28 protein-coding genes are annotated in these 24,637 nt (G+C 41.1%); 25 read left to right on the forward strand and 3 right to left on the reverse strand.

Features of this window, described 5'->3' with window-relative positions; all coding sequences use genetic code 11:
- The first annotated feature begins 88 nt into the window (after positions 1-88).
- The 4 genes from KZX55_RS06950 to yaaA all read left to right on the forward strand — a co-directional run bounded on the left by KZX55_RS06950 (position 89) and on the right by yaaA (position 3,132).
- Positions 89-499, forward strand: coding sequence for a peptide deformylase (locus tag KZX55_RS06950; protein ID WP_248025987.1), 411 nt, complete (start codon positions 89-91; stop codon positions 497-499).
- Between the two features lie 11 nt (positions 500-510).
- Positions 511-2,106, forward strand: a complete 1,596-nt coding sequence (locus KZX55_RS06955) for a hypothetical protein (RefSeq protein ID WP_248025989.1) — start codon at positions 511-513, stop codon at positions 2,104-2,106.
- Positions 2,107-2,192: 86 nt separating this feature from the next.
- Positions 2,193-2,324, forward strand: a complete 132-nt coding sequence (locus KZX55_RS06960; RefSeq protein ID WP_002874755.1) for a DUF3953 domain-containing protein — start codon at positions 2,193-2,195, stop codon at positions 2,322-2,324.
- Positions 2,325-2,403: 79 nt separating this feature from the next.
- The gene (yaaA, locus tag KZX55_RS06965; protein WP_248025991.1) at positions 2,404-3,132 is read left to right on the forward strand and encodes a peroxide stress protein YaaA; all 729 of its coding nucleotides are present in this window, start codon (positions 2,404-2,406) and stop codon (positions 3,130-3,132) included.
- 31 nt (positions 3,133-3,163) lie between these two features.
- Here the strand turns inward: yaaA and KZX55_RS06970 are convergent, their stop codons facing one another.
- Together KZX55_RS06970 and KZX55_RS06975 are read right to left on the reverse strand one after the other, a co-directional pair.
- Entirely contained in the window at positions 3,164-3,712 is a 549-nt protein-coding gene (locus tag KZX55_RS06970; protein ID WP_000039651.1) for an NADPH-dependent FMN reductase, read from the reverse strand.
- A gap of 91 nt (positions 3,713-3,803) precedes the next feature.
- Positions 3,804-4,250: a MarR family winged helix-turn-helix transcriptional regulator gene (locus KZX55_RS06975; RefSeq protein WP_084873359.1), complete on the reverse strand. Its 447-nt coding sequence runs from the start codon at positions 4,248-4,250 to the stop codon at positions 3,804-3,806.
- Positions 4,251-4,368: 118 nt separating this feature from the next.
- On the opposite strand from KZX55_RS06975, the gene KZX55_RS06980 reads away from it, so the two are divergent.
- The 20 genes from KZX55_RS06980 to KZX55_RS07075 all read left to right on the forward strand — a co-directional run bounded on the left by KZX55_RS06980 (position 4,369) and on the right by KZX55_RS07075 (position 21,302).
- A complete protein-coding gene (locus tag KZX55_RS06980) occupies positions 4,369-4,845 on the forward strand; it encodes a DUF5590 domain-containing protein (protein WP_084873358.1) in 477 nt (158 codons plus the stop codon).
- Between the two features lie 9 nt (positions 4,846-4,854).
- A complete protein-coding gene (locus KZX55_RS06985; RefSeq protein ID WP_248025994.1) occupies positions 4,855-6,033 on the forward strand; it encodes a pyridoxal phosphate-dependent aminotransferase in 1,179 nt (392 codons plus the stop codon).
- A 152-nt stretch (positions 6,034-6,185) separates the two neighbouring features.
- A complete protein-coding gene (gene asnS / locus KZX55_RS06990) occupies positions 6,186-7,529 on the forward strand; it encodes an asparagine--tRNA ligase (protein WP_084873354.1) in 1,344 nt (447 codons plus the stop codon).
- Between the two features lie 125 nt (positions 7,530-7,654).
- Complete coding sequence (locus tag KZX55_RS06995) at positions 7,655-8,860, forward strand: MFS transporter (RefSeq protein ID WP_248025996.1); 1,206 nt, start codon at positions 7,655-7,657, stop codon at positions 8,858-8,860.
- 135 nt (positions 8,861-8,995) lie between these two features.
- On the forward strand, positions 8,996-9,286 hold the full coding sequence (rpsF, locus tag KZX55_RS07000; RefSeq protein WP_001151775.1) for a 30S ribosomal protein S6: 291 nt from the start codon (positions 8,996-8,998) through the stop codon (positions 9,284-9,286).
- Between the two features lie 11 nt (positions 9,287-9,297).
- Positions 9,298-9,768, forward strand: a complete 471-nt coding sequence (locus KZX55_RS07005; RefSeq protein ID WP_000609613.1) for a single-stranded DNA-binding protein — start codon at positions 9,298-9,300, stop codon at positions 9,766-9,768.
- 31 nt (positions 9,769-9,799) lie between these two features.
- Positions 9,800-10,039: a 30S ribosomal protein S18 gene (gene rpsR / locus KZX55_RS07010; RefSeq protein WP_000068664.1), complete on the forward strand. Its 240-nt coding sequence runs from the start codon at positions 9,800-9,802 to the stop codon at positions 10,037-10,039.
- A gap of 308 nt (positions 10,040-10,347) precedes the next feature.
- A complete protein-coding gene (locus tag KZX55_RS07015) occupies positions 10,348-10,857 on the forward strand; it encodes a GNAT family N-acetyltransferase (protein ID WP_248025999.1) in 510 nt (169 codons plus the stop codon).
- A gap of 430 nt (positions 10,858-11,287) precedes the next feature.
- Entirely contained in the window at positions 11,288-12,442 is a 1,155-nt protein-coding gene (gene wecB / locus KZX55_RS07020; RefSeq protein WP_248026001.1) for a non-hydrolyzing UDP-N-acetylglucosamine 2-epimerase, read from the forward strand.
- Positions 12,442-13,221, forward strand: coding sequence for a hypothetical protein (locus KZX55_RS07025; RefSeq protein WP_070837297.1), 780 nt, complete (start codon positions 12,442-12,444; stop codon positions 13,219-13,221). The genes wecB and KZX55_RS07025 overlap by 1 nt, the downstream gene beginning before the upstream one ends.
- A 142-nt stretch (positions 13,222-13,363) precedes the next feature.
- On the forward strand, positions 13,364-14,674 hold the full coding sequence (locus tag KZX55_RS07030) for a glycosyltransferase family 2 protein (RefSeq protein ID WP_033606146.1): 1,311 nt from the start codon (positions 13,364-13,366) through the stop codon (positions 14,672-14,674).
- Between the two features lie 8 nt (positions 14,675-14,682).
- Entirely contained in the window at positions 14,683-15,786 is a 1,104-nt protein-coding gene (locus tag KZX55_RS07035) for a glycosyl hydrolase family 8 (RefSeq protein ID WP_248026007.1), read from the forward strand.
- 122 nt (positions 15,787-15,908) lie between these two features.
- Complete coding sequence (locus KZX55_RS07040; protein ID WP_248026008.1) at positions 15,909-17,309, forward strand: bifunctional Cof-type HAD-IIB family hydrolase/peptidylprolyl isomerase; 1,401 nt, start codon at positions 15,909-15,911, stop codon at positions 17,307-17,309.
- Position 17,310: 1 nt separating this feature from the next.
- A complete protein-coding gene (locus KZX55_RS07045; RefSeq protein ID WP_000689619.1) occupies positions 17,311-17,670 on the forward strand; it encodes a S1 RNA-binding domain-containing protein in 360 nt (119 codons plus the stop codon).
- Positions 17,671-17,723: 53 nt separating this feature from the next.
- Entirely contained in the window at positions 17,724-18,473 is a 750-nt protein-coding gene (locus tag KZX55_RS07050) for a tRNA1(Val) (adenine(37)-N6)-methyltransferase (RefSeq protein ID WP_248026010.1), read from the forward strand.
- The gene (locus KZX55_RS07055; protein WP_084874347.1) at positions 18,463-18,747 is read left to right on the forward strand and encodes a GIY-YIG nuclease family protein; all 285 of its coding nucleotides are present in this window, start codon (positions 18,463-18,465) and stop codon (positions 18,745-18,747) included. Before KZX55_RS07050 ends, KZX55_RS07055 begins: the two co-directional genes overlap by 11 nt.
- Positions 18,748-18,832: 85 nt before the next feature.
- Complete coding sequence (locus KZX55_RS07060) at positions 18,833-19,768, forward strand: manganese-dependent inorganic pyrophosphatase (protein WP_248026011.1); 936 nt, start codon at positions 18,833-18,835, stop codon at positions 19,766-19,768.
- Positions 19,769-19,853: 85 nt separating this feature from the next.
- Positions 19,854-20,366 (forward strand): YiiX/YebB-like N1pC/P60 family cysteine hydrolase, encoded by a 513-nt coding sequence (locus tag KZX55_RS07065; protein ID WP_248026013.1) that lies wholly within the window; start codon positions 19,854-19,856, stop codon positions 20,364-20,366.
- Positions 20,350-21,000 carry a DUF1803 domain-containing protein gene (locus KZX55_RS07070; RefSeq protein ID WP_248026017.1) on the forward strand — a complete coding sequence of 217 codons (651 nt, stop codon included), beginning with the start codon at positions 20,350-20,352 and terminating at the stop codon, positions 20,998-21,000. The genes KZX55_RS07065 and KZX55_RS07070 overlap by 17 nt, the downstream gene beginning before the upstream one ends.
- Positions 21,001-21,101: 101 nt before the next feature.
- Positions 21,102-21,302: a CsbD family protein gene (locus tag KZX55_RS07075; protein WP_033584493.1), complete on the forward strand. Its 201-nt coding sequence runs from the start codon at positions 21,102-21,104 to the stop codon at positions 21,300-21,302.
- Positions 21,303-21,333: 31 nt separating this feature from the next.
- Here the strand turns inward: KZX55_RS07075 and KZX55_RS07080 are convergent, their stop codons facing one another.
- Positions 21,334-22,779 carry a UDP-N-acetylmuramoyl-L-alanyl-D-glutamate--L-lysine ligase gene (locus KZX55_RS07080; protein ID WP_248026021.1) on the reverse strand — a complete coding sequence of 482 codons (1,446 nt, stop codon included), beginning with the start codon at positions 22,777-22,779 and terminating at the stop codon, positions 21,334-21,336.
- 105 nt (positions 22,780-22,884) lie between these two features.
- Between KZX55_RS07080 and KZX55_RS07085 the strand changes: the two genes are divergently transcribed.
- Positions 22,885-24,507 (forward strand): putative polysaccharide biosynthesis protein, encoded by a 1,623-nt coding sequence (locus KZX55_RS07085; RefSeq protein WP_061588053.1) that lies wholly within the window; start codon positions 22,885-22,887, stop codon positions 24,505-24,507.
- Positions 24,508-24,637 lie beyond the last annotated feature (130 nt).

Raw genomic sequence — 24,637 nt, forward strand, 5'->3', positions numbered from 1 at the left:
CGGATGGCTTTTTTGCATTTGAGGAGAATGGTTAGAAGTTATCCTCTTTTGTGCTATAATAAAGTAAAGTAGCAAGGAGTGAAAGAGAATGGAAAAGAAAATTGTCCGAGATATCTTATTCTTGTCTCAGGTCTCGAAACCTGCAGGTCAGGAAGACCTTTATCTGGCTAAGGATTTGCAGGATACCCTGCTGGCCAATCGCGAGACCTGTGTCGGTCTGGCGGCTAATATGATTGGCGTACAGAAACGCGTGATTATCTTTAATCTTGGCCTAGTTCCCATGGTCATGTTTAACCCCATTCTCCTTTCCTACAAAGGACCTTACGAGACAGAGGAAGGTTGTTTGTCCTTGACTGGGGTACGGCCAACGACTCGTTATGAAACGATTACGGTTTCCTATCGCGATAGCAAGTGGCAGGAACAGATCATTACACTGACAGGTTTTCCAGCTCAGATCTGCCAACATGAACTGGATCATTTGGAAGGACGGATTATTTAGGAGGAACTCAGATGAAACGTATACTCTTTGAACTTGTTTTTATCGCAACGACCTGGTATATCTTTTTACCACCCTTCAATCTTACTAGTTGGGAATTCATCGTCTTTCTCTGTGCTCATCTGGTGGTGATGGGGATTTTGTTTAGTTTTCGAAGGGATACCAATCCTTTCAAGACAGTTCACGTACGTCATGGCAAGGTTGCCAACGAACTCAATCTAGAAGGGCTTCATTTTAATAAATTAGGTGGAGGATTGTTGCTGGCCGCGGGACTCATCTTTGCCCTTGCTGGTCTGGTAAGTCTAGTGACCTCTAGCTTTTTCCAAGCAAAAAATTATGCTAATGTGGTGTCCATCACAGAGAAAGATTTTAAAGATTTTCCTAAGAGTGATACCAGTAAGGTTCCAATCCTAGATCGGAGCACTGCAGAAAAGATTGGTGACCGTTATCTGGGCTCTCTGACGGATAAGGTCTCCCAGTACGTAGCAGCAGATACTTATACCCAGCTAACGGTTGATGGCAAACCCTATCGGGTGACACCTTTGGAGTATGCCGACCCGATCAAATGGTTCAACAATCAAGCCAAGGGAATTGGCGAGTATATCAAGGTTGATATGGTGACAGGAAATGCGGAATTGGTGGATTTAAAAACACCGATGAAGTATTCGGACTCCGAGTATTTTAACCGTGACGTCAAACGTCATCTTCGAATCAAGTATCCAACCAAGATTTTTAAAACCCCATCCTTTGAGGTGGATGATGAAGGCAATCCTTTCTACGTAGCAACCGTTTATCAAAAGCAGTTTGGTCTAGGAGTTCCTCGTCCTTCATCTGTTATTATCTTAGACGCTACCAATGGAGAAACCAAGGAATACAGCTTGGATGAAGTGCCAGAATGGGTGGATCGTGTCTATCCAGCCGAAGAAACCATCGAGCAAATCAACTACAACGGCAAGTATAAAGACGGCTTCTGGAATGCCTTGATTTCTAAGAAAAACGTTACCCAAACGACTGAGGGATATAACTATCTTTCTATCGGAAATGACATTTATCTCTACACAGGGGTGACTTCAGCCAACGCTGACGAAAGTAATCTAGGATTTATCCTTGAAAACATGCGCACTGGTGAAATCACTAAGTATAATCTAGCATCTGCAACCGAAGAATCTGCCCGTGCTTCTGCAGAAGGAGCCGTGCAAGAGAAAGCTTACAAGGCTACCTTCCCTATCCTTGTCAATCTTAACGACAAACCGCTCTACATCATGGGCTTAAAGGACAATGCAGGCTTGGTCAAGGAGTATGCATTGGTTGATGCAGTAGAGTACCAAAACGTCATCGTAGCAGCTACGGTAGATGAACTCCTTAGCAAATATGCCAATAAAAATGACCTCGAGCTGGATAATGAAACGGTAGAAAACATTAAGGGAATCGTCTCAGACCTTAAATCAGCTGTCATCAAGGGGGATACCGTCTACTTCTTCAAAGTTGATGGTAAGATTTATAAGGTCAAGGCTTCGGTATCAGATGACCTTCCTTACCTCGAAAATGGTCAATCCTTCGAAGGTCAAGTTGGAAAAGATAATTATCTCAAGACCTTTAAAGTACAATAATACTCTTCGAAAATCAAATTCAAACTACGTCAGCGTCGCCTTGTCGTACTCAAGTACTGCCTGCGGCTAGCTTCCTAGTTTGCTCTTTGATTTTCATTGAGTATAAAAATAGGTTTTCTCAGTTCAAGGAGAAAAAAGATAAATTCTTATCTATCTTAACAAGCTTAGCTGGCACAGCCCTTGTTCTCGTGGCTATCTGGTTAGGATGGCCAAAATAAACAGAGAAACCTCGGTGTGAACCGAGGTTTTTAAGATGAAATTCTTGGTAGTGGTTAAAAAATATGCTACACTAACAATATGAAAATTTTAATCCCAACAGCCAAAGAAATGAACACAAACCTCCCTCTTGTCGAAGCGCTCCCCTTGAGTGAAGAAAGTCAGGCAGTCCTTGACTCACTGGCGCACTACTCAGCTAGTGAATTAGAAAGTTTTTATAAGGTATCTGCCGAGAAAGCAGAAGAAGAGTACGCTCATATTCAAGCTCTAAAAGATCAGAGGGCTAAACATTATCCAGCCTTGAAACTTTTTGATGGTCTCATGTATCGCCATATTAAACGAGATGGGTTAACCGAGGCTGAACAAACCTATCTTGAAGATCATGTTTTAATTACATCAGCTTTGTATGGCGTAGTTCCAGCCCTATCTCCAATAGCTCCTCACCGTTTGGACTTCTTGATGAAGTTAAAAGTCACTGGTAAGACTTTAAAGAGTCATTGGAAATCAGCCTATGATGAGTCCCTACAGGATGAGGACTTGATATTTTCTCTCTTGTCATCAGAGTTTGAAACTGTTTTTTCTAAGGAAATCAGAGAAAAGATGGTGACCTTCAAATTTATGGAGGACAAGGGTGGTCAGTTGAAAATCCACTCAACCATTTCAAAAAAAGCGCGTGGAGCCTTTCTGACGGCTCTAATAGAAGGCCAAGTTCAAACAGTCGAGCAAGCTCGTAAACTCAGCTTTGCAGGTTTTGACTACCGACCCGATTTATCCAGTGATTTAGAACTCGTCTTTGTGAAACAAGCATAAAACCAGCTCATTCGAGCTGGTTTTTGTTTGATTAGTTGATGGCTGTAAGAAGGTCGTCAGCTTGTTTTGCAAGTGATGAAGCAGTTGCTTCTTCTAACACCAATTTTCCGTCTGCCCAAGCAGAGTCATTGACACGAGCAGCTGTAAAGTCACCAACGACTTGTGTACGGATAAATGGCAAGAGGTCTTTATAAATAGCAAAGAGTTGATCGTGACCGGCATTGGCTACAGATGAGACAGTAACAAACTTGTCTTGTAGGGCAGAAGCACCACGTGTATCAGACAAGTCAAGGGCACGAGAGAGCCAGTCAAGCAAGTTTTTCACGGTTCCGGGGATAGAGAAGTTGTAGACTGGAGAGAAGATCCAGATCGCATCCGCAGCAAGGACTGCTTCACGAGCAGCAGCAACAGCTGGATGAGTTGGAACTTCCAAATCTTGGCTGAAGAGAGGAACAGCTGAGTAATCAAGATAGCTGACTTCCGCTTTTCCAGCAAGTACTTTTTCAGCTTCGAGGGCCATTTGGTGGTTGAAAGAACCTTGGCGTAGTGAACCGACGATAAATAATACTTTTTTAGACATGATGTGTCTCCTTTAGTTTAAAATTCAAAGAGCGAACTCTTTTGTTACCATCCATGTTACAACAAATGATACTAATTAGCAATAATTTTGCTCACAAATTTTTAAATTTTTTTAAAATGCGGATTAAGTCTTCCTTTTCGCCATCTTCCAAGATGCTGAGTGCTTCTACGATAGAATCGATATGGTCAGGAAGAACCTCTTCGATTTTTCTGCGTCCTGCAGGTGTTAATTTCAGGAAAAAAGAGCGACGATCCTTGGGGTCACAAATTCTAGAAATCCACCCATCTCGAACCATATTTCGAATGACAACAGTCATATTTCCAGAAGTGGCTAGCATTTTTTCAATCAAATCCTGAATGCGTAGTTCCCCCTTGCTATAGAGGGTTTCCAGAACGGAAAATTGAGTAGGGGTTAGTCCGTGTTCTTTAGCGGCTTTGGCTTCATATGGTTTAAAAGTCCGTATGGCTTTATTGAGGACGATAGCCGTTTTTAAGTCTAATTGATTATCGGAAATTTTTTCATTCAAATATTGTTTCATAAGGCTATTTTATCAATAATGAGAGAGAAAAACAAGAACTTATATTTTATAGGAAAAGAATCTTAGAATGTTCCTGTCTTCACTTGTAATAAAGAAGGAGAGATGGTAAAATAGACGAGTGAAACTAAGACAGAAAAAAGAAAAAAACAAGCTACTTATACAGTATGGAATCGGCATTGCTCTGGTAGTACTAGTCATGACCACTTCCTTCCTTTATCTGATATCACTCAGCATGAAACCCTATCAAGATGCTAGGGTTGAAGGAGAAAAACTAGCCAAGCAGTATGCAGAATTGGAAAAGGCAGATCAGGTTGATTTTTATAATGGACTAGAAGGTTATTACAGCGTTTTAGGACATAATAAAAAGCAAGAGGCCATTGCCGTACTGATTGAAAAGAATGACCACAAGATTTATGTCTATCAGCTAGATAAGGGGATTTCTCAAGACAAGGCAGCGACGATTTCGAGGGAAAAAGGAGCTAGCGACATTGACAAAATCACCTTTGGTCGTTATCAGGACAAGCCGATTTGGGAAGTTAAGTCAGGAAACCAGTACTATCTGGTTGACTTTGAAACAGGAGCAGTGATCCAATAAGGAGGGCATATGAAACTATCCAAACGTGTACTAGAAATGGAAGAAAGCGTCACTCTAGCTAGTGATGCAAGAGCCAAAGCATTAAAAGCTCAGGGAAAAGATGTTCTTTTCTTAACCTTGGGACAGCCTGATTTTCATACTCCTGAAAACATTCAGGATGCAGCGGTAGAAGCGATTCGAGATGGACGAGCTTCCTTTTATACAGTTGCTTCAGGCCTACCAGAGTTAAAAGCGGCTGTTAATACCTATTTTGAACGCTATTATGGGTATTCTGTAGCAGCTAACGAGGTTACCTTTGCCACTGGTGCTAAGTTCTCTCTCTACACCTTCTTTATGGCTGTGGTCAATCCTGGTGATGAGATCATCATCCCTACACCATACTGGGTCAGTTATGGAGACCAGGTCAAGATGGCAGAAGGTGTGCCAGTTTTTGTCCAGGCCAAGGAAGACAATCACTTTAAAGTAACAGTAGAGCAGCTAGAAGCAGCGCGAACAGCTAAGACAAAGGTCTTGGTTCTCAATTCACCATCGAATCCGACCGGTATGATTTACTCTCGTGAGGAACTCTTGGCTATCGGAAACTGGGCTGTTGAACATGATGTCCTTATCCTAGCAGATGATATTTACGGTCGTCTGGTTTATAACGGGAACGAATTTGTTCCAATCTCTAGTTTGTCAGAAACCATTCGCAAGCAAACCATCGTGATTAACGGTGTATCTAAGGCCTATGCCATGACTGGTTGGCGGGTAGGTTATGCTGTGGGAAATCCTGAAATTATCGCTGCCATGAGCAAATTGACAGGACAAACGACTTCAAATCTGACAGCAGTATCTCAATATGCAACGATTGAGGCGCTGACTGGACCGCAAGACTCTGTTGAAACCATGCGCCAAGCCTTTGAAGAACGTTTGAATACCATTTATCCTCTCTTGTGCCAAGTGCCAGGATTTGAAGTTGTCAAGCCCCAGGGAGCCTTCTATCTCTTCCCAAATGTTAAAAAAGCGATGGAGATGAAAGGTTATACTGATGTGACAGCATTTACAACGGCTATTCTCGAAGAAGTCGGCCTTGCCCTGATTACAGGAGCTGGATTTGGAGCACCAGAAAATGTTCGTCTCAGCTATGCCACAGACTTGGATACATTAAAAGAAGCTATTCGCCGTTTGCATCAGTTTATGGAAAAATAAAACTTAGAATCTTCGCCGTTTTAGCGAAGATTTTTTGTATCGAAAATCTCGCGATTTTTCTCTAGTAGAACCTAGCTATCACAGTCTATTTATGGTAAAATAGTGGGTAATGATGTCTTCGGACAAGTTAAACGAAAAAAGGAAGATAGATTATGACAAAACGTGTAACAATTATCGATGTAAAAGACTACGTTGGTCAAGAAGTGACCATCGGAGCCTGGGTTGCCAACAAATCAGGAAAAGGGAAAATTGCCTTCTTGCAATTGCGTGACGGAACAGCCTTTTTCCAAGGAGTCGCCTTCAAACCAAACTTCATTGAAAAATTTGGTGACGAGGTAGGTCTTGAAAAATTTGAAACGATCAAACACTTGAGCCAAGAAACGTCTGTTTATGTGACAGGGATTGTCAAAGAAGACGAACGTTCTAAGTTTGGCTATGAGTTGGATATTACAGACATCGAAGTGATTGGTGAATCTCAAGACTACCCTATCACACCAAAAGAACACGGAACCGACTTCTTGATGGACAACCGTCACTTGTGGCTCCGTTCTCGTAAGCAAGTGGCTGTGATGCAAATCCGTAACGCGATCATTTATGCAACTTATGAGTTCTTTGATAAGAACGGATTCATGAAGTTTGATAGTCCAATTCTTTCAGGAAATGCGGCAGAAGATTCAACAGAACTCTTTGAAACGGACTACTTTGGAACTCCAGCCTACTTGAGCCAATCAGGTCAGCTTTACCTAGAAGCAGGTGCTATGGCTCTTGGCCGTGTCTTTGACTTTGGTCCAGTATTTCGTGCTGAAAAATCAAAAACACGCCGTCACTTGACTGAGTTCTGGATGATGGATGCTGAGTACTCCTACCTGACACACGATGAATCACTTGACTTGCAAGAAGCTTATGTGAAAGCCCTTCTTCAAGGTGTACTTGACCGTGCTCCCCAAGCCTTGGAAACTTTGGAACGTGATACAGATCTTTTGAAACGCTACATTGCTGAGCCCTTTAAACGCATCACTTACGATCAAGCTATTGACCTCTTGCAAGAGCATGAGGATGATGAAGATGCTGATTACGAGCATTTGGAGCATGGAGATGACTTTGGTTCACCACATGAAACATGGATTTCAAACCACTTTGGTGTACCAACCTTTGTCATGAACTACCCAGCAGCTATCAAGGCCTTCTACATGAAACCAGTTCCTGGAAATCCAGAGCGCGTGCTTTGTGCAGACTTGCTTGCACCAGAAGGTTACGGAGAAATCATCGGTGGTTCTATGCGTGAGGAAGACTACGATGCTCTTGTCGCTAAGATGGAAGAACTTGGTATGGATCGTACAGAGTATGAATTCTACCTTGACCTTCGTAAATACGGTACAGTTCCACACGGAGGATTTGGTATCGGTATCGAGCGTATGGTAACCTTCGCAGCTGGAACCAAACACATCCGTGAAGCCATTCCATTCCCACGTATGTTGCACCGTCTCAAACCATAAAATAAATCAAAACGCCCTTAGGGCGTTTTTTCAAAGTAGAAGAAAGAAGAGGTGGAGATCATGTAAAGCACAGCTTAACAAGTGACAAACACAAAGATACAAATACACTTGTTAAAGGAGAAACTATGTTTAAACGAAATTACCGGAAGAATATCGGTCTCATGGCTGGTGTGGAATTTTTTGCCTTTCTGGGTATTACCAGCTTTTGGATTCTATTTCTCAGTCAAAACGGGATGTCGCTTTGGCAGATTGGCTTATTGGAAAGTATTTTTCATGCCACCAGTGTCATTTGTGAAATTCCCTCTGGAATGTTAGCTGACCGCTATTCATATAAAACCAATCTTTATCTCAGTCGGATTGCTGGGATCGCGTCGTCTATTCTTATGTTACTAGGGCAAGGTAATTTTTGGATTTACGCACTCGCGATGGTGGTGAGTGCCTTGTCTTATAATTTTGATTCGGGGACGAGTGCAGCCATGGTTTATGATTCGGCCGTGGAGGCTGGATTAAAAGAGCGCTACTTATCTATCTCAAGTTTTATGTCAGGAGTAGCAGAAGGAACTCGGTCTTTGGGGACGGTTTTAGCGGGATTTTTTGTCCATGGTCAATTGCACTTGACCTACTATATCATGATTGCTACTTCTATAATCGTTCTTTTCCTAACTTGGATGCTAAAAGAGCCTAGTGTTAAAGCGCAAAAATCTGAGCGTCTGACAATGAAAAAAATAATCTGGACTGTCAAAGAGGAGTTGCGGAGAAACCCCAGTCTTTTTAGTTGGATGATTCTTTCCCAAATCATCGGGACACTGATGTGCATGTTTTATTTTTACTATCAAAATCAACTGCCTGACTTAGAAGGGTGGCAGATTTCGATGGTCATGTTGATGGGCAGTGTTTTGAATATCTGGGCAGTTTATCTAGCAAGTAAGATTGGAAAGAAGTATTCAGCCTTAAAACTCTTTCCCATTCTTGTACTCTTGACGGGAGGAACTTATTTGCTTTCCCACTTTGGTACGCCACTGATTTACATTTTGGTTTATTGGATCAGTAACGCCTTATATGCTCTCTTTCAGCCAATTTTTGATAATGATTTACAAAAGCGACTCCCAAGTGAGGTACGGGCAACCATGCTAAGTGTCTACTCTATGATGTTCAGCCTAAGCATGATTATCATTTTTCCTCTGACGGGATGGTTGATTGACTATCTAGGATTTGTAGTAGCCTTCCTTTACTTAGGGCTCATTTTAGTACTAGCCAGCTTTTTGCTATTTTTCATTTTGAAAGAGATGGCCGGAGCTTTGAAACTGAAAGAGGAAGTTATTTATAAGTAATAAAGTTATTTTTTAACTTTTATTTTTTTTACTTGCTATCTATCAGTTTTTCTAGTATAATGGTTTATTGTGAGCGAACCTCACTTACCCCTTGCAAAGACTGGGGGTCATTAGACCAAAAGGAGGAACATATCAATGGCTAAATACGAAATTCTTTATATCATTCGTCCAAACATTGAAGAAGAAGCGAAAAACGCTTTGGTAGCACGTTTTGACTCTATCTTGACTGACAACGGTGCAACTGTTGTTGAATCAAAAGACTGGGAAAAACGTCGTCTTGCATACGAAATCCAAGATTTCCGCGAAGGACTTTACCACATCGTTAACGTTGAAGCTAACGACGACGTAGCTCTTAAAGAGTTTGACCGTCTTTCAAAAATCAACGCTGACATTCTTCGTCACATGATCGTCAAACTTGACGCGTAAGAAGGTAGATTATGATTAACAATGTTGTACTTGTAGGGCGTATGACGCGTGACGCTGAGTTGCGTTATACCTCATCAAATGTAGCAGTTGCGACTTTTACTCTTGCAGTAAACCGTACATTCAAGAGTCAAAATGGCGAACGTGAGGCTGATTTTATCAATGTCGTTATGTGGCGCCAGCAGGCTGAGAATCTTGCTAACTGGGCTAAAAAAGGCTCTCTTATCGGGATCACAGGCCGTATCCAGACTCGTAGTTACGATAACCAGCAAGGACAACGTGTTTACGTAACAGAAGTCGTGGCGGATAATTTCCAAATGTTGGAAAGTCGCGGAGTGCGTGAAGGACATTCAGGTGGCGCTTATTCTGCACCAACTGCTGGTCAATCAGCACCTGCAAACCCAGTACCAGACTTTTCACGTTCTGAAAATCCATTTGGAGCAACAAATCCATTGGACATTTCAGATGATGATTTACCATTCTAATGGACAATTAATACTATAAAGGAGAAAAAACATGGCTCAACAACGTCGTGGCGGATTCAAACGCCGTAAAAAAGTTGATTACATCGCAGCAAACAAAATTGAATATGTTGATTACAAAGATACTGAGCTTCTTAGCCGTTTCGTTTCAGAACGTGGGAAAATCCTTCCTCGTCGTGTAACAGGAACTTCAGCTAAAAACCAACGTAAAGTAACAACAGCTATCAAACGCGCTCGCGTAATGGCTTTGATGCCTTTCGTAAACGAAGATTAAAGAAAAGACCCTTACGGGTCTTTTTTTCACGAGCATGGAAATGAGAGAGCGAGTTGGGTCCAGTGGAGCTCTTTTCATGAGTTTGAAAATAAGAAAGCGAATTAAGACCCTTACGGGTCTTTTTTTCACGAGCATGGAAATGAGAAGGCGAGTTCAGTCTGGGTGGACCTCTTTTCCAGATTTTTATAGGATTTTGTTAGAAAAGATTCCCTGTTGACCTAGTAAGATTCTTTTGTCTTACTAGGTTTTTTCTTTTAATCCTTATTATCGTGCTATAATGGTAGGAGAAAGCTATAAAGGAGCAACTTATGAAGACGACATGTTCAATTAGAAAAATGCAAGAATCTGACATTAAAGATCTATCTCGAGGATTTATCAGCCAAGGTTGGCCGGGTAGAGAAGAAATTTTGGCTAGATATTTTCTTGAACAAGAATGTGGGGAGAGAGAAGTCTTAGTTGCAGAGGTTAAGGATGCTTTAGCGGGCTACATTACCATTTTGCCCTCTGCTAAACATGGTCCTTTTGTAGAAATCTATCCAGAACTCTCAGATTTCAATGTCTTTGAGCCCTTTCAAAATCAAGGTATTGGAAATCTCTTGATGGAAGAAGCAGAAAAACGAGTTAGGCTCATATCGGATAAGGTGACCCTTGGTGTTGGGCTCCATTCAGGGTATGGACCTGCCCAGAGATTGTATATCAAACGAGGCTATATTCCAGATGGGACGGGTGTTTGGTATCAAAATCACAGACCGGCTATGGATGCTACTTGTGAAGATATCGGTGATCTTGTTTTATATCTGTCAAAAGATTTGATTTAAGATAGATCTTATAAGGTTTAACTATAAAATAGCAAGAAGTCATAAATTCCTTTTTCATTAGAGAGGGATTTTTTCGTATTAGAAAATGAGATGCATTCTATGAAACGCTAAAATATAATTATCTGAATTATTAAGAAAAAATAAATATTTAGATAATGGTAAGTTTTAGAATGTTTAAAAAATACTTCACTCAAAAAAATTTTAAGGAAACTTTAAGGTATAAGGTTTACAAGCTGTAAATCACAGCGTTACAAAAATATTACGATTATTTAAAATTAAATTAAATGCAATAATATACTTGGAAAAATTTGACATATAAATTAATTAGTGGTAAAATAATTAAGATAATCAAATTAATTGATTTGCGCAATAATTCGATATAAAGATTAATCTGATGTGTCAAATTTTATTATAGTAGAAGGATACCATAATGAAGAAATTGAAAGTGATGGTTGTTTTTGGAACACGACCAGAAGCTATTAAAATGGCCCCTTTAGTGTTAGAATTGCAAAAACATCGTGATAGTATTGAGACGATCACAGTTGTGACAGCTCAGCACCGTCAAATGCTAGATCAAGTTCTTGAAACTTTTAGCATCGAGCCACATTATGACTTGGATATTATGGGGAAAAATCAATCCCTCTTGGATATTACTGGAAAAATTTTAGAAAAGTTTGATCCAGTTGTTAAGCAAGAACTTCCAGATATGATTCTTGTTCATGGAGATACAACGACAACTTTTGCAGCGAGTTTAGTTGCTTTCTATAATCAGGTACGTATCGGACACGTTGAAGCCGGCCTAAGAACATTTGATAAGTATTCTCCTTTCCCAGAAGAAATGAATCGTCAGATGACTGATAACCTTGCGGATCTTTATTTTGCTCCAACAAGTGAGAGTAAGGAAAATCTCCTCAAGGAAAATCATCCTGAGTCTGCTATTGTCATTACGGGAAATACAGCCATAGATGCCTTGAAACTAACCGTTCAATTGGATTACTATCATGAAGTTCTAGACCAATTGGATCCAAATAAGAAACTTGTATTGGTAACCATGCACCGTCGTGAGAATCAAGGTCAACCAATGAGAAATGTCTTTACAGCTTTACGTGAGATGGTCGATCTTCATCAGGAAATTGAAGTTGTTTATCCTGTTCACCTTAGCCCTGCTGTGCAAGAAGTAGCAAAAGATATCTTAGCTGGTCACGATCGTATTCACTTGATTGAACCTTTAGATGTACTCGATTTTCATAATTTGGCTTCAAGAAGTGATTTTATCATGACTGACTCTGGCGGTGTCCAGGAAGAGGCGCCTTCCCTCGGCAAACCTGCTCTCGTCCTTCGTGATACGACGGAACGCCCAGAAGGGGTTCGCGCAGGAACCTTGAAGTTAGTTGGTACGAATCCTGCACGTGTAAAAGAAGCAATGACAGCCCTCTTAACAGATGAACCCCTTTATAGACAAATGTCTCAGGCACCAAATCCTTATGGAGATGGAAAAGCCTCTGAACGAATCGTTCGTGCTATACAACATTATTTTGGTATTGCTGAATCTGTATCCGAATTTAAAGAGGGGGAAGAGGCGTAATGAAAAAATGGAATAAATTTAGAAATTGGCTCCTCGCTTTTCTGGGGTGCGAGTCACTTCTTTTAGGGCTTTCTTTTTTCTTTGCTCGAGAGATTATTTTAGAACAAATCTTGTTTTTAGCTTTAGCCTTGTTTGCAGTATTGGTATTATCTGACCTTTTGCTTACTTGGACCCTTATCTTAACATTTGGGCTTGGACTTATCGTTTTGGTTGCGGGTGTAGTTTATATCCCAATCACTCAACTGGTGTTCTTATTGATCAGTTTTCCACTTTTGATTGGGATTCTACTTAAAGTTCGTTATTATTTCTTCAAGGTAGCTTCAAAGGTCCAAGAACAGGAAGACGAAGCTCGAGCAGATTACCAGGCTATGGTAACTGCACAAAGTGATGTGACGGTTCAATCTCTATTGATTCATTGGGCACATGAAGATTTGTTCTTCCAGATTAAACCAAAAGAACATAACCAGATGCTCAGTCGCATTCAAGAGGTCATTGCTCAGGAATTGAGTTACAATGATAAGCTCTATTACGTTTCGGATGGTAATTTTCTCGTTCTATCGAGTACTAACCAACATTCTTTGAAGGAACTTTACTTTAGTGGTTTGCAGGAGAAACTGAGCAGTTTAGTTTTTCATGGAGAAGATGGCAATCAAGGAATTCAGTTCCAAACAGGCTATTTGGAGATTAACTCTGATAATAAAGATAAATACCAAGACTACGCAGATGTTGCCAGTCATCTCAAACGTCAACTAGAGACAGATGTAATTGTAGAATATTAGGAGGGAAACATGACTCTAACCAATATATTTTTTGGCATTGCTTTGGGACTCAGTCTTACCTTTGGCATTTGTTTTGTCATATTATTTATTGCATACAGTATTCTCTACCATCGAGTGAACAAAAATTTTAAGGCGGTGAATCATGATTAGTCAAATGTTAATGATTTTTACCCTGCTTACTATTTGGATTTCTCTAGCATGGGGCTTGGTAATTCTCTTTTCAGCTGTTCACTTTTGGTTCAAACATAGTGATTTTCGTGTAGATACCTCGCCACTTCCTTATTACCCTAAGGTTACCATTGTCGTACCTGCTCATAATGAGGATGTGGTTATTGCACAGACGGCAAAAGCTATCTTGGATATGAACTACCCTCACGACCGTGTGGAGTTGCTTCTATTTGCAGATAATTGTTCGGACAACACCTATGCAGAGTGTTTGTCTGTACAAGCTATGCCTGAATATGCAGAAAGAAATCTGACTATTATCGACCGTACTGGGACAGGAGGAAAAGCAGGTGTTCTAAACGATGCCCTGAAGATGGCAACGGGAGAATACATCTGTGTCTATGATGCGGATGCTATGCCTGAAAAAAATGCCCTTTATTTCCTTGTAAAAGAAGTGATGAAGGATCCAGAACGCCACGTGGCATCTTTTGGTCGCAACAAGACTCGAAATGCCAATCAAAATTTCTTGACTCGTTGTATCAACCAAGAAATCGTTGTTACTCAGCGCGTGCACCACGTTGGAATGTGGCATCTCTTTAAAATTGGGCGTATCCCAGGGACCAACTTTATTATTCAAACCGACTTTGTAAAGAGTATCGGTGGTTGGAAAAATGGTGCCTTGACAGAGGATACCGATATTTCCTTCAAAATCATGCAGAGTGGTAAATTGATTGCCCTTGCCTATAATTCAGAGGCTTTCCAACAAGAACCTGAGACCTTAAAGAGTTACTATATGCAACGGAAACGCTGGGCAAAAGGAAATTACGAAGTTGTTCTCTCGAACTTTAAGCATTTATTTGGCAGAGCAAACTGGCGCGTTAAACTAGAAGTCTTTAACTATTCTTGTGTTTTCTTTTGGTTTAACTTTGCCATTGTTCTATCGGATTTGATTTTCCTAGCGAATGTGCTAGCGATCTGCCTTAATCTTTTCTTCCCAGATGTCAGGGTTCCATTTGCTTTTGATGCGGATAATATCTACATCGCCCAGCTCATGCTCTTCAACTGGATTCTCATGATTGGTCTTTATTTGATGCAAATTATGACAGCATTGGCAAGTCAATTTGGACAAGCTACTACAAAGCAAATCTGGTTGGCTTTGGCTGCCTATTTCACTTATGCACAGATGTTTATCGTTGTTTCCATTGATTCCATTTCTTCAATCGTGCTGGACAAAGTACTCCGACGGAAAGAAACCAAGTGGGTTAAAACCAAGCGATTTGCAGGATAGGAGGTTCTATGAAAACGAATAAATTAAAATATGTCTGGTTTGTGCTCATTCTTTCTATCTTTTGTTTAGCCTTGTTTTTGGCAAGAGGAAGGACTAAAATCGAGATGCGCAATCGCCTTTATAGCCAATGGAGCCAACAGTTTCTCGTTACAAAAGGCGATCAGTCTTATGTTCGTACGACGAGTGATTCGGAGGGAACAACAGTTCTATCTGAAGCCCAAAGTTACGGCATGCTCATAACGGTTTTAGCAGCCCAAAAAGGGCAAGCGACACAAGCAGATTTTGAGAATCTTTATCGCTATTATCAAAATCATCGTATTGAGGGAACGCAGTTGATGTCTTGGAAGCAAGTGATCACAAATGGTAGCGAAACGGTTGAGAAGCAAAACGCAACCGATGGTGATCTCTATATCGCTTATTCTTTGATTGAAGCAGCCAAGCAGTGGCCAGATAAAGCGCAGGAATACCAAGCGCAAGCTAAAAAAATCTTAGAAGATATTCTTCGATACAATTACAATGAAGAGACAGGTGTTTTAACAGTAGGAAACTGGGCAAACAAGGATTCCGATTATTATTACTTAATGCGGACGTCTGATACCCTTCCCCACTATTTCCAGTCTTTCTATGACCTGACTGGAAACCAACAGTGGTTAGACATTAAGGATAAGATGCTTGGGCAACTGGAGCAAATCAGTTCTCATTCTGATACGGGTCTCTTGCCAGACTTTATCTGGGCTGAGAAGTCAGGGGCACGCCTTGTTGATGCCAACACTATCGAATCTCAGTATGATGGAGCGTATTCTTATAACGCTTGTCGTTTGCCTTATCACTTGTCACAGAGCCAGGATGAAAGAAGCCAAAAACTCGTTCAAAAGATGATGGATTTCTTTATGAAAGAGCAACGCATTTATGCTGGTTATGACTTGAACGGAACGGCCCTCAATCAATACCAGGCAGGTAGTTTCTTGGCACCGATTACCTATGCGTCTGACAAGGGAGAAGGTTATCTGAAACTTCTTCAGCAAAATAAATACATTTTCACACAAGATTTACCTTTGGACAACTACTATGATGCAACGATGATTACCATGATTGCTCTAGAGATGTTCTAGAATGAAAAGAGAGGGCTAGTTATACTGGCTCTCTTTTTGATAGGATTTTCATCTTTTTTCAAAAAAGGAATTTCCTAAGGTTTATGGTATAATGGAAGGAGTGATAAAAAAGAGGTAGAGAGATGGATGCAAAATTAAAATACAAGGCAAAGAAGATTAAAATCATCTTTTTTGATATTGATGATACCTTGCGTACGTCAAAGACAGGTTTTATTCCAGCTACAATTCCCACTGTCTTTAAACAGTTACGTGAAAAAGGAATTTTAACAGGAATCGCCTCTGGGCGTGGTATTTTCGGTGTCGTTCCAGAGATTCGTGAGCTCAAGCCTGACTTTTTTGTAACCCTGAATGGGGCCTATATCGAAGATAAAAAAGGTCAGGTCATTTATCAACATCAGATTGACAAGTCAGATGTTGAGGAGTATGTCTCTTGGACTAAGCGAGAGGGAATTGAATATGGCCTGGTTGGCAGTCATGATGCCAAACTCTCCACGCGAACAGAACTGATCAGTGAGGCTATTGATCCGATTTATCCGAACTTGGGTGTGGATCCTGACTTTCATGAAAAAGCAGATATATACCAGATGTGGACCTTTGAGGATAAAGGGGACGACTTGCACCTACCAGATAGTCTCTCAGGTAAACTTCGAATGGTGCGTTGGCATGAACATTCGTCTGATATCGTGCCAATTTCAGGATCCAAAGCAACTGGTGTAGCCAAGGTGGTGGAACATCTAGACTTGAAACCAGAGAATGTCATGGTCTTTGGGGATGGTCTCAATGACTTGGAACTCTTTGATTATGCTGGAATCAGTATTGCTATGGGTGTTTCCCATGATAAAATCAAAGAAAAAGCAGATTATATTACAAAAACAGTAGAAGAAGATGGCATTTTTGATGCCTTAGAAGGATTTGGTATGGTAGAAAAAGAATTGCATTTCCCACAAGTAGACATTGAAGCAGTAGAAGGTCCTCTTGCGACTATTAAGACAAATCACGGAGACTTGCGTATCAAGCTCTTCCCTGAACATGCTCCTAAAACAGTGGCTAACTTTGTTGCTCTGTCAAAAGACGGTTACTATGATGGTGTGATTTTCCATCGTATTATCAAGGACTTTATGATCCAAGGTGGAGACCCAACTGGTACTGGTATGGGTGGTGAGTCAATCTATGGTGACTCTTTTGAAGATGAATTTTCTGAAGAACTTTATAATATCCGTGGCGCTCTTTCTATGGCCAATGCGGGTCCAAATACCAATGGTAGCCAGTTCTTTATCGTGCAAAACCAACATTTGCCATATTCTAAGAAAGAGATTGCGCGTGGTGGCTGGCCTGAACCAATCGCTGAGATCTATGCAGAACAAGGTGGAACTCCTCACCTTGACCGCCGCCATACTGTTTTCGGGCAATTAGTAGACGCAGAATCGTTTGCGGTCTTGGATGCCATTGCAGCTGTTGAGACTGGTGCAATGGACAAACCAGTTGAAGATGTAGTAATTGAAACGATTGAAATTGAGGACTAGAATGAAAATTGGTGATAAGCTAACTGGGCGTATTACAGGAATTCAGCCCTATGGTGCCTTTGTCGAGTTAGAGACAGGGGTGACAGGGCTGATTCACATCTCGGAGATTCGGACGGGATTTATTGAAAATATCTATGACATTTTAAAAATTGGCGATGAAGTCCAAGTTCAGGTGGTGGATTTTGACGAATACACTGGGAAGGCCAGTCTTTCTATCCGTACCTTGGAAGAGGAAAAACATCAATTGCCAAGACGGAGACGTTTTTCAAATGATCGGATCAAGCACGGTTTTGCACCACTTGGACGAATGATGCCTGTTTGGACGCGTGAGGCATTAGAACATTTAAAGAAGAAGCCATAAATACGATTATCTAAATTGTTTGTGATATTAACATAATTTGTTATAATAAAAGTATGAAAGAAGAACAATTATTAAAACCAGGAGAGCGAATCAACCAGCTCTTTTCGACAGATATCAAGATCATCCAAAATAGAGAGGTGTTTAGCTATTCGGTGGATAGTGTTCTTTTATCACGCTTTCCTCGATTCCCTAAACGGGGTTTAATTGTGGACTTTTGTGCTGGAAATGGTGCAGTGGGACTTTTTGCAAGTAGTCGTACCAAGGCAAAAATTCTCTCTGTAGAGATTCAGGAGCGCTTGGCGGATATGGCAGAGCGTTCGGTTCAGTTGAATGGCCTGGAAGAGCAGATGCGGGTCATCTGCGATGATTTGAAAAATATGCCTGCGCACATTCAGGGAAGTAAGGTGGATATGATCTTGTGTAATCCGCCTTATTTCAAGGTGGATCCTCATTCCAATCTCAATGAGAGTGAACACTACCTCCTAGCAAGACACGAAATTGCGACGAACCTAGAAGAAATCTGTCGAAGTGCTCAGAGTATTCTCAAGTCTAATGGTCGTTTGGCCATGGTTCATCGTCCAGATCGGCTCTTGGATATCCTAGATATGCTCAAACGCCACAATTTGGCACCCAAGCGCCTGCAATTTGTCTATCCTAAACGTGAGAAGGAGGCCAATATGCTCTTAATCGAAGCTATCAAGGATGGATCGACCAGTGGCTTTAAGGTCTTGCCACCTCTCATCGTTCACAATGATGATGGTTCCTATACACCAGAAATTCAAGAGATTTACTATGGATCATAAGGCTTATATGTATGTGGTGGAGTGCCGTGACGGTTCTTACTATACTGGTTACACGACAGATGTGAAGAAACGTCTTGCCGTTCATAATAGTGGTAAGGGAGCCAAGTATACCCGAGCTCGCTTGCCAGTCAAACTCATCTATGTAGAGGGTTTTGCTAGCAAGGAAGAAGCCATGTCTGCAGAGGCTCTTCTCAAACGTAAGAAACGTCCACAGAAAGAACGATTTCTATCCGAAAATCAAGAGAAAAATCTAGTTAACGATATTGATGTCTAATGAGGAGTCCTTTGACTCCTCTTACTTTTGTCAAAAGAGGAAAAAAGTGCTAAAATAAGATGAATAAATTTAAAGAGGTATTATCATGTCTAAGATTCTAGTATTTGGTCACCAAAATCCCGACTCAGATGCCATCGGGTCATCTGTAGCCTTTGCCTATCTTGCAAAAGAGGCTTATGGATTGGACACAGAAGCAGTAGCACTTGGAACACCAAACGAAGAAACAGCCTATGTATTGAACTATTTTGGTGTTGAAGCACCACGAGTCATCACATCAGCTAAAGCAGAAGGTGCAGAGCAAGTTATCTTAACGGACCACAATGAATTCCAACAGTCTGTATCAGATATCGCTGAAGTAGAAGTTTACGGTGTTGTAGACCACCACCGTGTAGCTAACTTTGAAACTTCAAGCCCACTCTACATGCGTTTGGAACCAGTTGGCTCTGCATCTTCAATCGTTTACCGCATGTTCAAAGAACACGGTGTAGCTGTTCCTAAAGAAATTGCAGGTTTGATGCTTTCAGGCTTGATTTCAGATACCCTTCTTTTGAAATCACCAACAACTCACCCATCTGATAAAGTTATTGCTCCTGAATTGGCAGAATTAGCAGGCGTGAACTTGGAAGAGTACGGTCTTGCTATGCTCAAGGCTGGTACCAACTTGGCTAGCAAATCTGCTGAGGAATTGATTGATATCGATGCTAAGACCTTTGAACTCAACGGAAATAAGGTCCGTGTTGCCCAAGTAAACACAGTTGATATTGCTGAAGTCTTGGAACGCCAAGCTGAAATTGAAGCTGCAATGCAAGCTGCCAATACAGCAAATGGCTACTCTGACTTTGTCTTGATGATTACAGATATCGTTAACTCAAATTCAGAAATCCTTGCTCTTGGATCAAACATGGACAAGGTGGAAGCAGCCTTTAACTTCAAACTTGAAAACAACCATGCTTTCCTTCCAGGTGCCGTTTCACGTAAGAAACAAGTGGTGCCTCAGTTGACAGAAAGCTTTAATGGGTAATAGCCTGAGTGATAACTTAAACAAGGAAACTAACGTTTCCTTATAGCTAAAGGGGTTTCGGCTCCTTTTTTTCTAGGAGAGAAAGATGTTAGAAAATGGTGATTTGATCTTTGTGAAGGACCTTTCAGATATGGGGCAGGCCATCCAGGCTTCTACTGGTAACTATAGTCATGTAGCCATCTTTTTGGACGGTTTTGTTTATCATGCAACTGGTGAAGTTGGTGTTATCTGTCAAGAACCAGTAGAATTTTTTGAACCGACTCATCTCTATGACCTTTATGTCTATCCAGATCTGGAAGCTGACTTGGTAAAGGAAAGAGCTAGCAAACATTTAGGTGCACCCTATAATGCCTCTTTTTATCCAGATGGGTCTGGCTTTTACTGCTCCCAGTATATTGCGGAAATTCTCCCTATTTTTGAGACCATTCCGATGCAATTTGGGGACGGGGAGCAGGAAATTAGTGATTTCTGGAATAAATACTATAGAGAACTAGGAATAGCCGTGCCTCTGAATCAGCCGGGGACCAATCCTAGTCAGTTAGCAGCATCCCCTCTTTTAAAATGTAAAGAAAGGAATCTTCATGATTCAGATTTTTAATCCTTCTCGTTTGACTCGACAACTATTTTTTATAGATTTGGTTGACTATCTGGACCAGCATGACGATGTGATTCTACGAGAAATCAAGGCCCAGTTTCCAGATGTATCAGTTGATAAGCTTATGGAAGAGTATATAAAGGCAGGCTTGATTCTAAGGGAAAATAAACACTATTCGCTCAATCTCCCTTTTTTAGAATCTACGGATGATTTAGCCCTTGATCAAGAGATTTTTATCAGAGAGGACAGTCCAGTCTATCGAGGCTTGCTGGAGAAGACTTTTGAGACGGAATTGCGCAATCAAACCAATGTAGCCATTTTAATCGAATATACGGACTTTGCAAGGCAAAAAATGACCCTGTCTAATTATTTTTACAAGGTCAAGAATCAATATCCTTTGACAGAAAAACAGCAGGAACTCTATGCCATTTTGGGAGATGTCAATCCTGAGTACACCCTCAAGTATATGACGACCTTTTTACTCAAGTTTCTCAAAAAAGATCAACTGATACAGAAACGTCGTGATATCTTCGTTGAGAGTCTAGTCGTCTTGGGCTATGTTGTGCAAAACGAAGAAGGGAAGTATGAGTTGGCTGCTGATTTTGATAAGGAACGGTTGACTTTCTATTTGTCTTAATGGCTTCATTTTGAGCTGATTGTTTGACTTTGCTAAAGAATAAGCATAAACTGAATGTAAGCGATAACGTTTATCGTATTAAAAGCAAAGGAGACAGAGCTATGTCACTTGAAAATAAATTGGATCAAGCAACTGGTGCTATCAAAGAAGGATTTGGTAAAGTTACTGGCGATAGCAAGACAGAAGCAGAAGGTACTGTAGAAAAAACAGTTGCCAAAGCAAAAGAAGTTGTTGAAGAAGCTAAAGGTGCTGTAGAAGGTGCCGTTGAAGGTCTTAAAAATTCATTTAAGAAAGAAGACTAAAAAAATCAAGGGAAACATTCCCTTGATTTTTTTATAGATAACGTTCTGCGATAGCTGCGTCTCCGGGATAGTCTTCTTTCTTTCCTTGGACGATCTGGTAGCAATCAGCTCCCTTACCAGCAATAATCACGGCATCGAGTTCTTGATTTGTGATGGTCATAGCTGCCTTGATGGCTTGTTCACGATCGGCAATCTTTTCAACAGGATGACTGATATAGCTGCTGATTTCATCTGCAATGGTCATTGGATCTTCATAGTTGGGGTCATCAGCGGTGAGAAAGACTTGAATCTCAGGATGTTGATTGAGGAGGAGGCCAAAGTCTTTGCGACGACTTTCACCCTTGTTTCCAGTCGAACCGAGAACCAGAGCGATCTTTCCAGTTTGATGAGTTTCAACAACAGAAATCAGTTTTTTAAGACTATCGCCATTGTGGGCATAGTCGATGAAGACTTTGGCTCCATTTTTCTGAGTCAGGACTTCCATACGTCCAGGAACGCGGGTTGCAGCGATTCCCTTTTTGATATTTTCAAGACTAGCTCCTAGACGGAGGCAGGCAAGTCCTGCAGCAACGGCATTTTCTTGGTTAAAGTGGCCAATGAGTTGAATATCATAATCACCAGCGAGTTTACCTGTAGCTGAAAAGCTAAAGGCTTTGGAGTTATCGATTTGATTGCTTGACTGGCTACCATAGAAGTCATGTTCTTGATGTTCCACTTGTTCTTTCAGTACAGAAAAGTGATCCATGTCGCTATTAATGACAACTGCTCGGCTATTTTTCATCAAGAGACGTTTGTGGTAGAAGTAATCTTCAAAGCTAGGATGCTCAATCGGTCCGATATGGTCAGGAGTGATGTTGAGAAAGACACCTACATCAAAGGTCAGGCCATAGACTCGATGAACAAGATAGGCTTGGCTAGAGACTTCCATTACAAGATGGGTTCGACCATTCTTAACAGCCTGGGCCATCATGTCGAAAAGATCGATGTTTTCAGGTGTTGAGAAGGAAGATTTAAAGAAGGTCTTGCCATCTAGAGTTGTATTCATAGTTGACAAGAGAGCTGTTGGGTAGCGTTGAGATAGGATGTGGTAAGCAAAGTAAGCAGATGTTGTCTTTCCTTTTGTCCCTGTGAAAGCAAGAATTTTTAGTTTCTCTTGCGGATTACCATAAAATTCCATCGCAATCAAACTCATGGCTTTCTTGATATCGTTCACAACGATGACGGGGATACCGACCTCGTAGTCCTTTTCTGCGACGTACCAGGCTAAGCCCTGACTTATAGCAGAAAGAAGGTATTCTTTTTTAAAGGCAGCGCCTTTTGCAAAAAAAAGAGTGTCTTCTTTTACTTTTCGGCTGTCGTAACTGATGCTATCAAAAACAACTTCGTTGTAGTTGTAGTGGTAGTGTCCTTGGTCGATAATCTCGCGGAAGAGATCATCTTTCTTTAATATATCTAATACGGTTTCAATCTTTATCATACTTTCTATTGTAAACCGAAAGTCTGAATTTTACAAGTAACAAGGAAAAGTTTATAATGGAAGATGAGGAAAATTTCCTAGTTATCAAAATTGAATGAGGAAGCTATGTCTAACGAAAACAATCACCAGCAAGCCCAGATGTTGCGAGGGACTGCTTGGCTAACAGCTAGTAACTTTATTAGTCGCCTCCTTGGGGCTATCTACATTATTCCCTGGTATATCTGGATGGGAACCTATGCAGCCAAGGCAAATGGTCTCTTTACCATGGGCTACAATATTTACGCCTGGTTCTTGCTGATTTCGACGGCGGGTATCCCAGTTGCGGTCGCCAAACAAGTGGCTAAGTACAATACCATGCGAGAAGAAGAGCACAGCTTTGCCTTGATTCGGAGTTTCCTAAGCTTTATGACGGGCTTGGGTCTAGTCTTTGCCTTAGTCTTGTATCTCTTTTCTCCTTGGCTAGCAGATTTGTCAGGTGTGGGGAAAGACCTGATTCCCATCATGCAGAGTTTGGCTTGGGCAGTCTTGATTTTCCCATCTATGAGTGTTATCCGAGGCTTCTTCCAAGGGATGAACAACCTGAAACCCTATGCTATGAGCCAAATCGCCGAGCAGGTAATTCGTGTTATCTGGATGTTGTTGGCGACCTTCTTCATTATGAAGATGGGGTCTGGTGACTACTTATCAGCCGTTACCCAATCGACTTTTGCGGCCTTTGTGGGGATGGTGGCCAGTTTTGTAGTTTTGATTTATTTCCTTGCCCAAGAAGGTTTGCTTAAGAAAGTCTTTGAAACACGGGATAAGATCAATAGTAAGCGACTTTTGGTTGATACCATCAAGGAAGCCATTCCCTTTATCCTGACGGGATCAGCCATCCAGCTCTTCCAGATTTTAGACCAGATGACCTTTATCAATAGTATGAAGTGGTTTACCAACTACAGCAATGAAGACTTGGTTGTCATGTTTTCTTATTTCTCTGCCAATCCTAATAAAATTACCATGATTTTAATCTCTGTGGGAGTTTCAATTGGGAGTGTTGGTTTGCCGCTGTTGACGGAGAACTATGTAAAAGGCGACTTGCGGGCAGCGGCTCGCTTAGTCCAAGATAGCCTCACCATGCTCTTCTTATTCTTGCTACCAGCAACGGTTGGGGTTGTTATGGTAGGAGAACCGCTCTACACAGTCTTTTACGGTAAGCCAGATAGTCTGGCCATGGGCTTGTTTGTCTTTGCAGTTTTGCAGTCTACTATCCTAGGTTTGTATATGGTCTTGTCCCCTATGCTTCAGGCCATGTTCCGAAATCGCAAGGCAGTTCTTTATTTTGTCTATGGTTCTATTGCTAAGATCGTCTTGCAATTGCCAACCATTGCCATTTTTCACAGCTACGGTCCCTTGATCTCAACGACTATCGGCTTGATTATTCCGAATGTCTTGATGTACCGAGACATCTGCCAGGTAACGGGTGCTCGTCGAAAGATAATCTTGAAACGGACTATTTTGATCACCATCTTGACTCTTGTCATGTTTATCCTAGTTGGCTTCTTGCAGTGGCTACTCGGTTTTGTCTTCCAACCAAGTGGACGTTTCTGGAGTTTCCTTTATGTGGCTCTCATCGGAGGGCTTGGAGGATGTCTCTATGGTTTGATGAGCCTACGAACACGACTCTTAGACAAGATAATAGGTAAAGCCCAAGCGGACCGACTACGGACACGATTGAAAATATCGTAAGAAGATTTATAAATAAAAGCAATGAATTAACCTTTCTTTAATAGAAAGGTTTTTATAGTACATTTTTCTTAAAAAAGGAGAACTTTTTCTAAAATTAAGAGTAGAAAAATATGTTTTTTAAGTTTTTCTT

This window comes from Streptococcus halitosis (assembly GCF_023147855.1).
Taxonomy (GTDB): Bacteria; Bacillota; Bacilli; order Lactobacillales; family Streptococcaceae; genus Streptococcus; species Streptococcus halitosis_B.

Excerpts from the sequence above, each read along its gene's own strand:
- KZX55_RS06950 (WP_248025987.1), top strand. The coding sequence starts at position 89 with ATGGAAAAGAAAATTGTCCGAGATATCTTATTCTTGTCTCAGGTCTCG.
- KZX55_RS06955 (WP_248025989.1), top strand. The coding sequence starts at position 511 with ATGAAACGTATACTCTTTGAACTTGTTTTTATCGCAACGACCTGGTAT.
- yaaA (WP_248025991.1), top strand. The coding sequence starts at position 2,404 with ATGAAAATTTTAATCCCAACAGCCAAAGAAATGAACACAAACCTCCCT.
- KZX55_RS06970 (WP_000039651.1), bottom strand. The coding sequence starts at position 3,712 with ATGTCTAAAAAAGTATTATTTATCGTCGGTTCACTACGCCAAGGTTCT.
- KZX55_RS06975 (WP_084873359.1), bottom strand. The coding sequence starts at position 4,250 with ATGAAACAATATTTGAATGAAAAAATTTCCGATAATCAATTAGACTTA.
- KZX55_RS06985 (WP_248025994.1), top strand. The coding sequence starts at position 4,855 with ATGAAACTATCCAAACGTGTACTAGAAATGGAAGAAAGCGTCACTCTA.
- asnS (WP_084873354.1), top strand. The coding sequence starts at position 6,186 with ATGACAAAACGTGTAACAATTATCGATGTAAAAGACTACGTTGGTCAA.
- KZX55_RS06995 (WP_248025996.1), top strand. The coding sequence starts at position 7,655 with ATGTTTAAACGAAATTACCGGAAGAATATCGGTCTCATGGCTGGTGTG.
- rpsF (WP_001151775.1), top strand. The coding sequence starts at position 8,996 with ATGGCTAAATACGAAATTCTTTATATCATTCGTCCAAACATTGAAGAA.
- KZX55_RS07005 (WP_000609613.1), top strand. The coding sequence starts at position 9,298 with ATGATTAACAATGTTGTACTTGTAGGGCGTATGACGCGTGACGCTGAG.
- rpsR (WP_000068664.1), top strand. The coding sequence starts at position 9,800 with ATGGCTCAACAACGTCGTGGCGGATTCAAACGCCGTAAAAAAGTTGAT.
- KZX55_RS07015 (WP_248025999.1), top strand. The coding sequence starts at position 10,348 with ATGAAGACGACATGTTCAATTAGAAAAATGCAAGAATCTGACATTAAA.
- wecB (WP_248026001.1), top strand. The coding sequence starts at position 11,288 with ATGAAGAAATTGAAAGTGATGGTTGTTTTTGGAACACGACCAGAAGCT.
- KZX55_RS07025 (WP_070837297.1), top strand. The coding sequence starts at position 12,442 with ATGAAAAAATGGAATAAATTTAGAAATTGGCTCCTCGCTTTTCTGGGG.
- KZX55_RS07030 (WP_033606146.1), top strand. The coding sequence starts at position 13,364 with ATGATTAGTCAAATGTTAATGATTTTTACCCTGCTTACTATTTGGATT.
- KZX55_RS07035 (WP_248026007.1), top strand. The coding sequence starts at position 14,683 with ATGAAAACGAATAAATTAAAATATGTCTGGTTTGTGCTCATTCTTTCT.
- KZX55_RS07040 (WP_248026008.1), top strand. The coding sequence starts at position 15,909 with ATGGATGCAAAATTAAAATACAAGGCAAAGAAGATTAAAATCATCTTT.
- KZX55_RS07045 (WP_000689619.1), top strand. The coding sequence starts at position 17,311 with ATGAAAATTGGTGATAAGCTAACTGGGCGTATTACAGGAATTCAGCCC.
- KZX55_RS07050 (WP_248026010.1), top strand. The coding sequence starts at position 17,724 with ATGAAAGAAGAACAATTATTAAAACCAGGAGAGCGAATCAACCAGCTC.
- KZX55_RS07055 (WP_084874347.1), top strand. The coding sequence starts at position 18,463 with ATGGATCATAAGGCTTATATGTATGTGGTGGAGTGCCGTGACGGTTCT.
- KZX55_RS07060 (WP_248026011.1), top strand. The coding sequence starts at position 18,833 with ATGTCTAAGATTCTAGTATTTGGTCACCAAAATCCCGACTCAGATGCC.
- KZX55_RS07065 (WP_248026013.1), top strand. The coding sequence starts at position 19,854 with ATGTTAGAAAATGGTGATTTGATCTTTGTGAAGGACCTTTCAGATATG.
- KZX55_RS07070 (WP_248026017.1), top strand. The coding sequence starts at position 20,350 with ATGATTCAGATTTTTAATCCTTCTCGTTTGACTCGACAACTATTTTTT.
- KZX55_RS07075 (WP_033584493.1), top strand. The coding sequence starts at position 21,102 with ATGTCACTTGAAAATAAATTGGATCAAGCAACTGGTGCTATCAAAGAA.
- KZX55_RS07080 (WP_248026021.1), bottom strand. The coding sequence starts at position 22,779 with ATGATAAAGATTGAAACCGTATTAGATATATTAAAGAAAGATGATCTC.
- KZX55_RS07085 (WP_061588053.1), top strand. The coding sequence starts at position 22,885 with ATGTCTAACGAAAACAATCACCAGCAAGCCCAGATGTTGCGAGGGACT.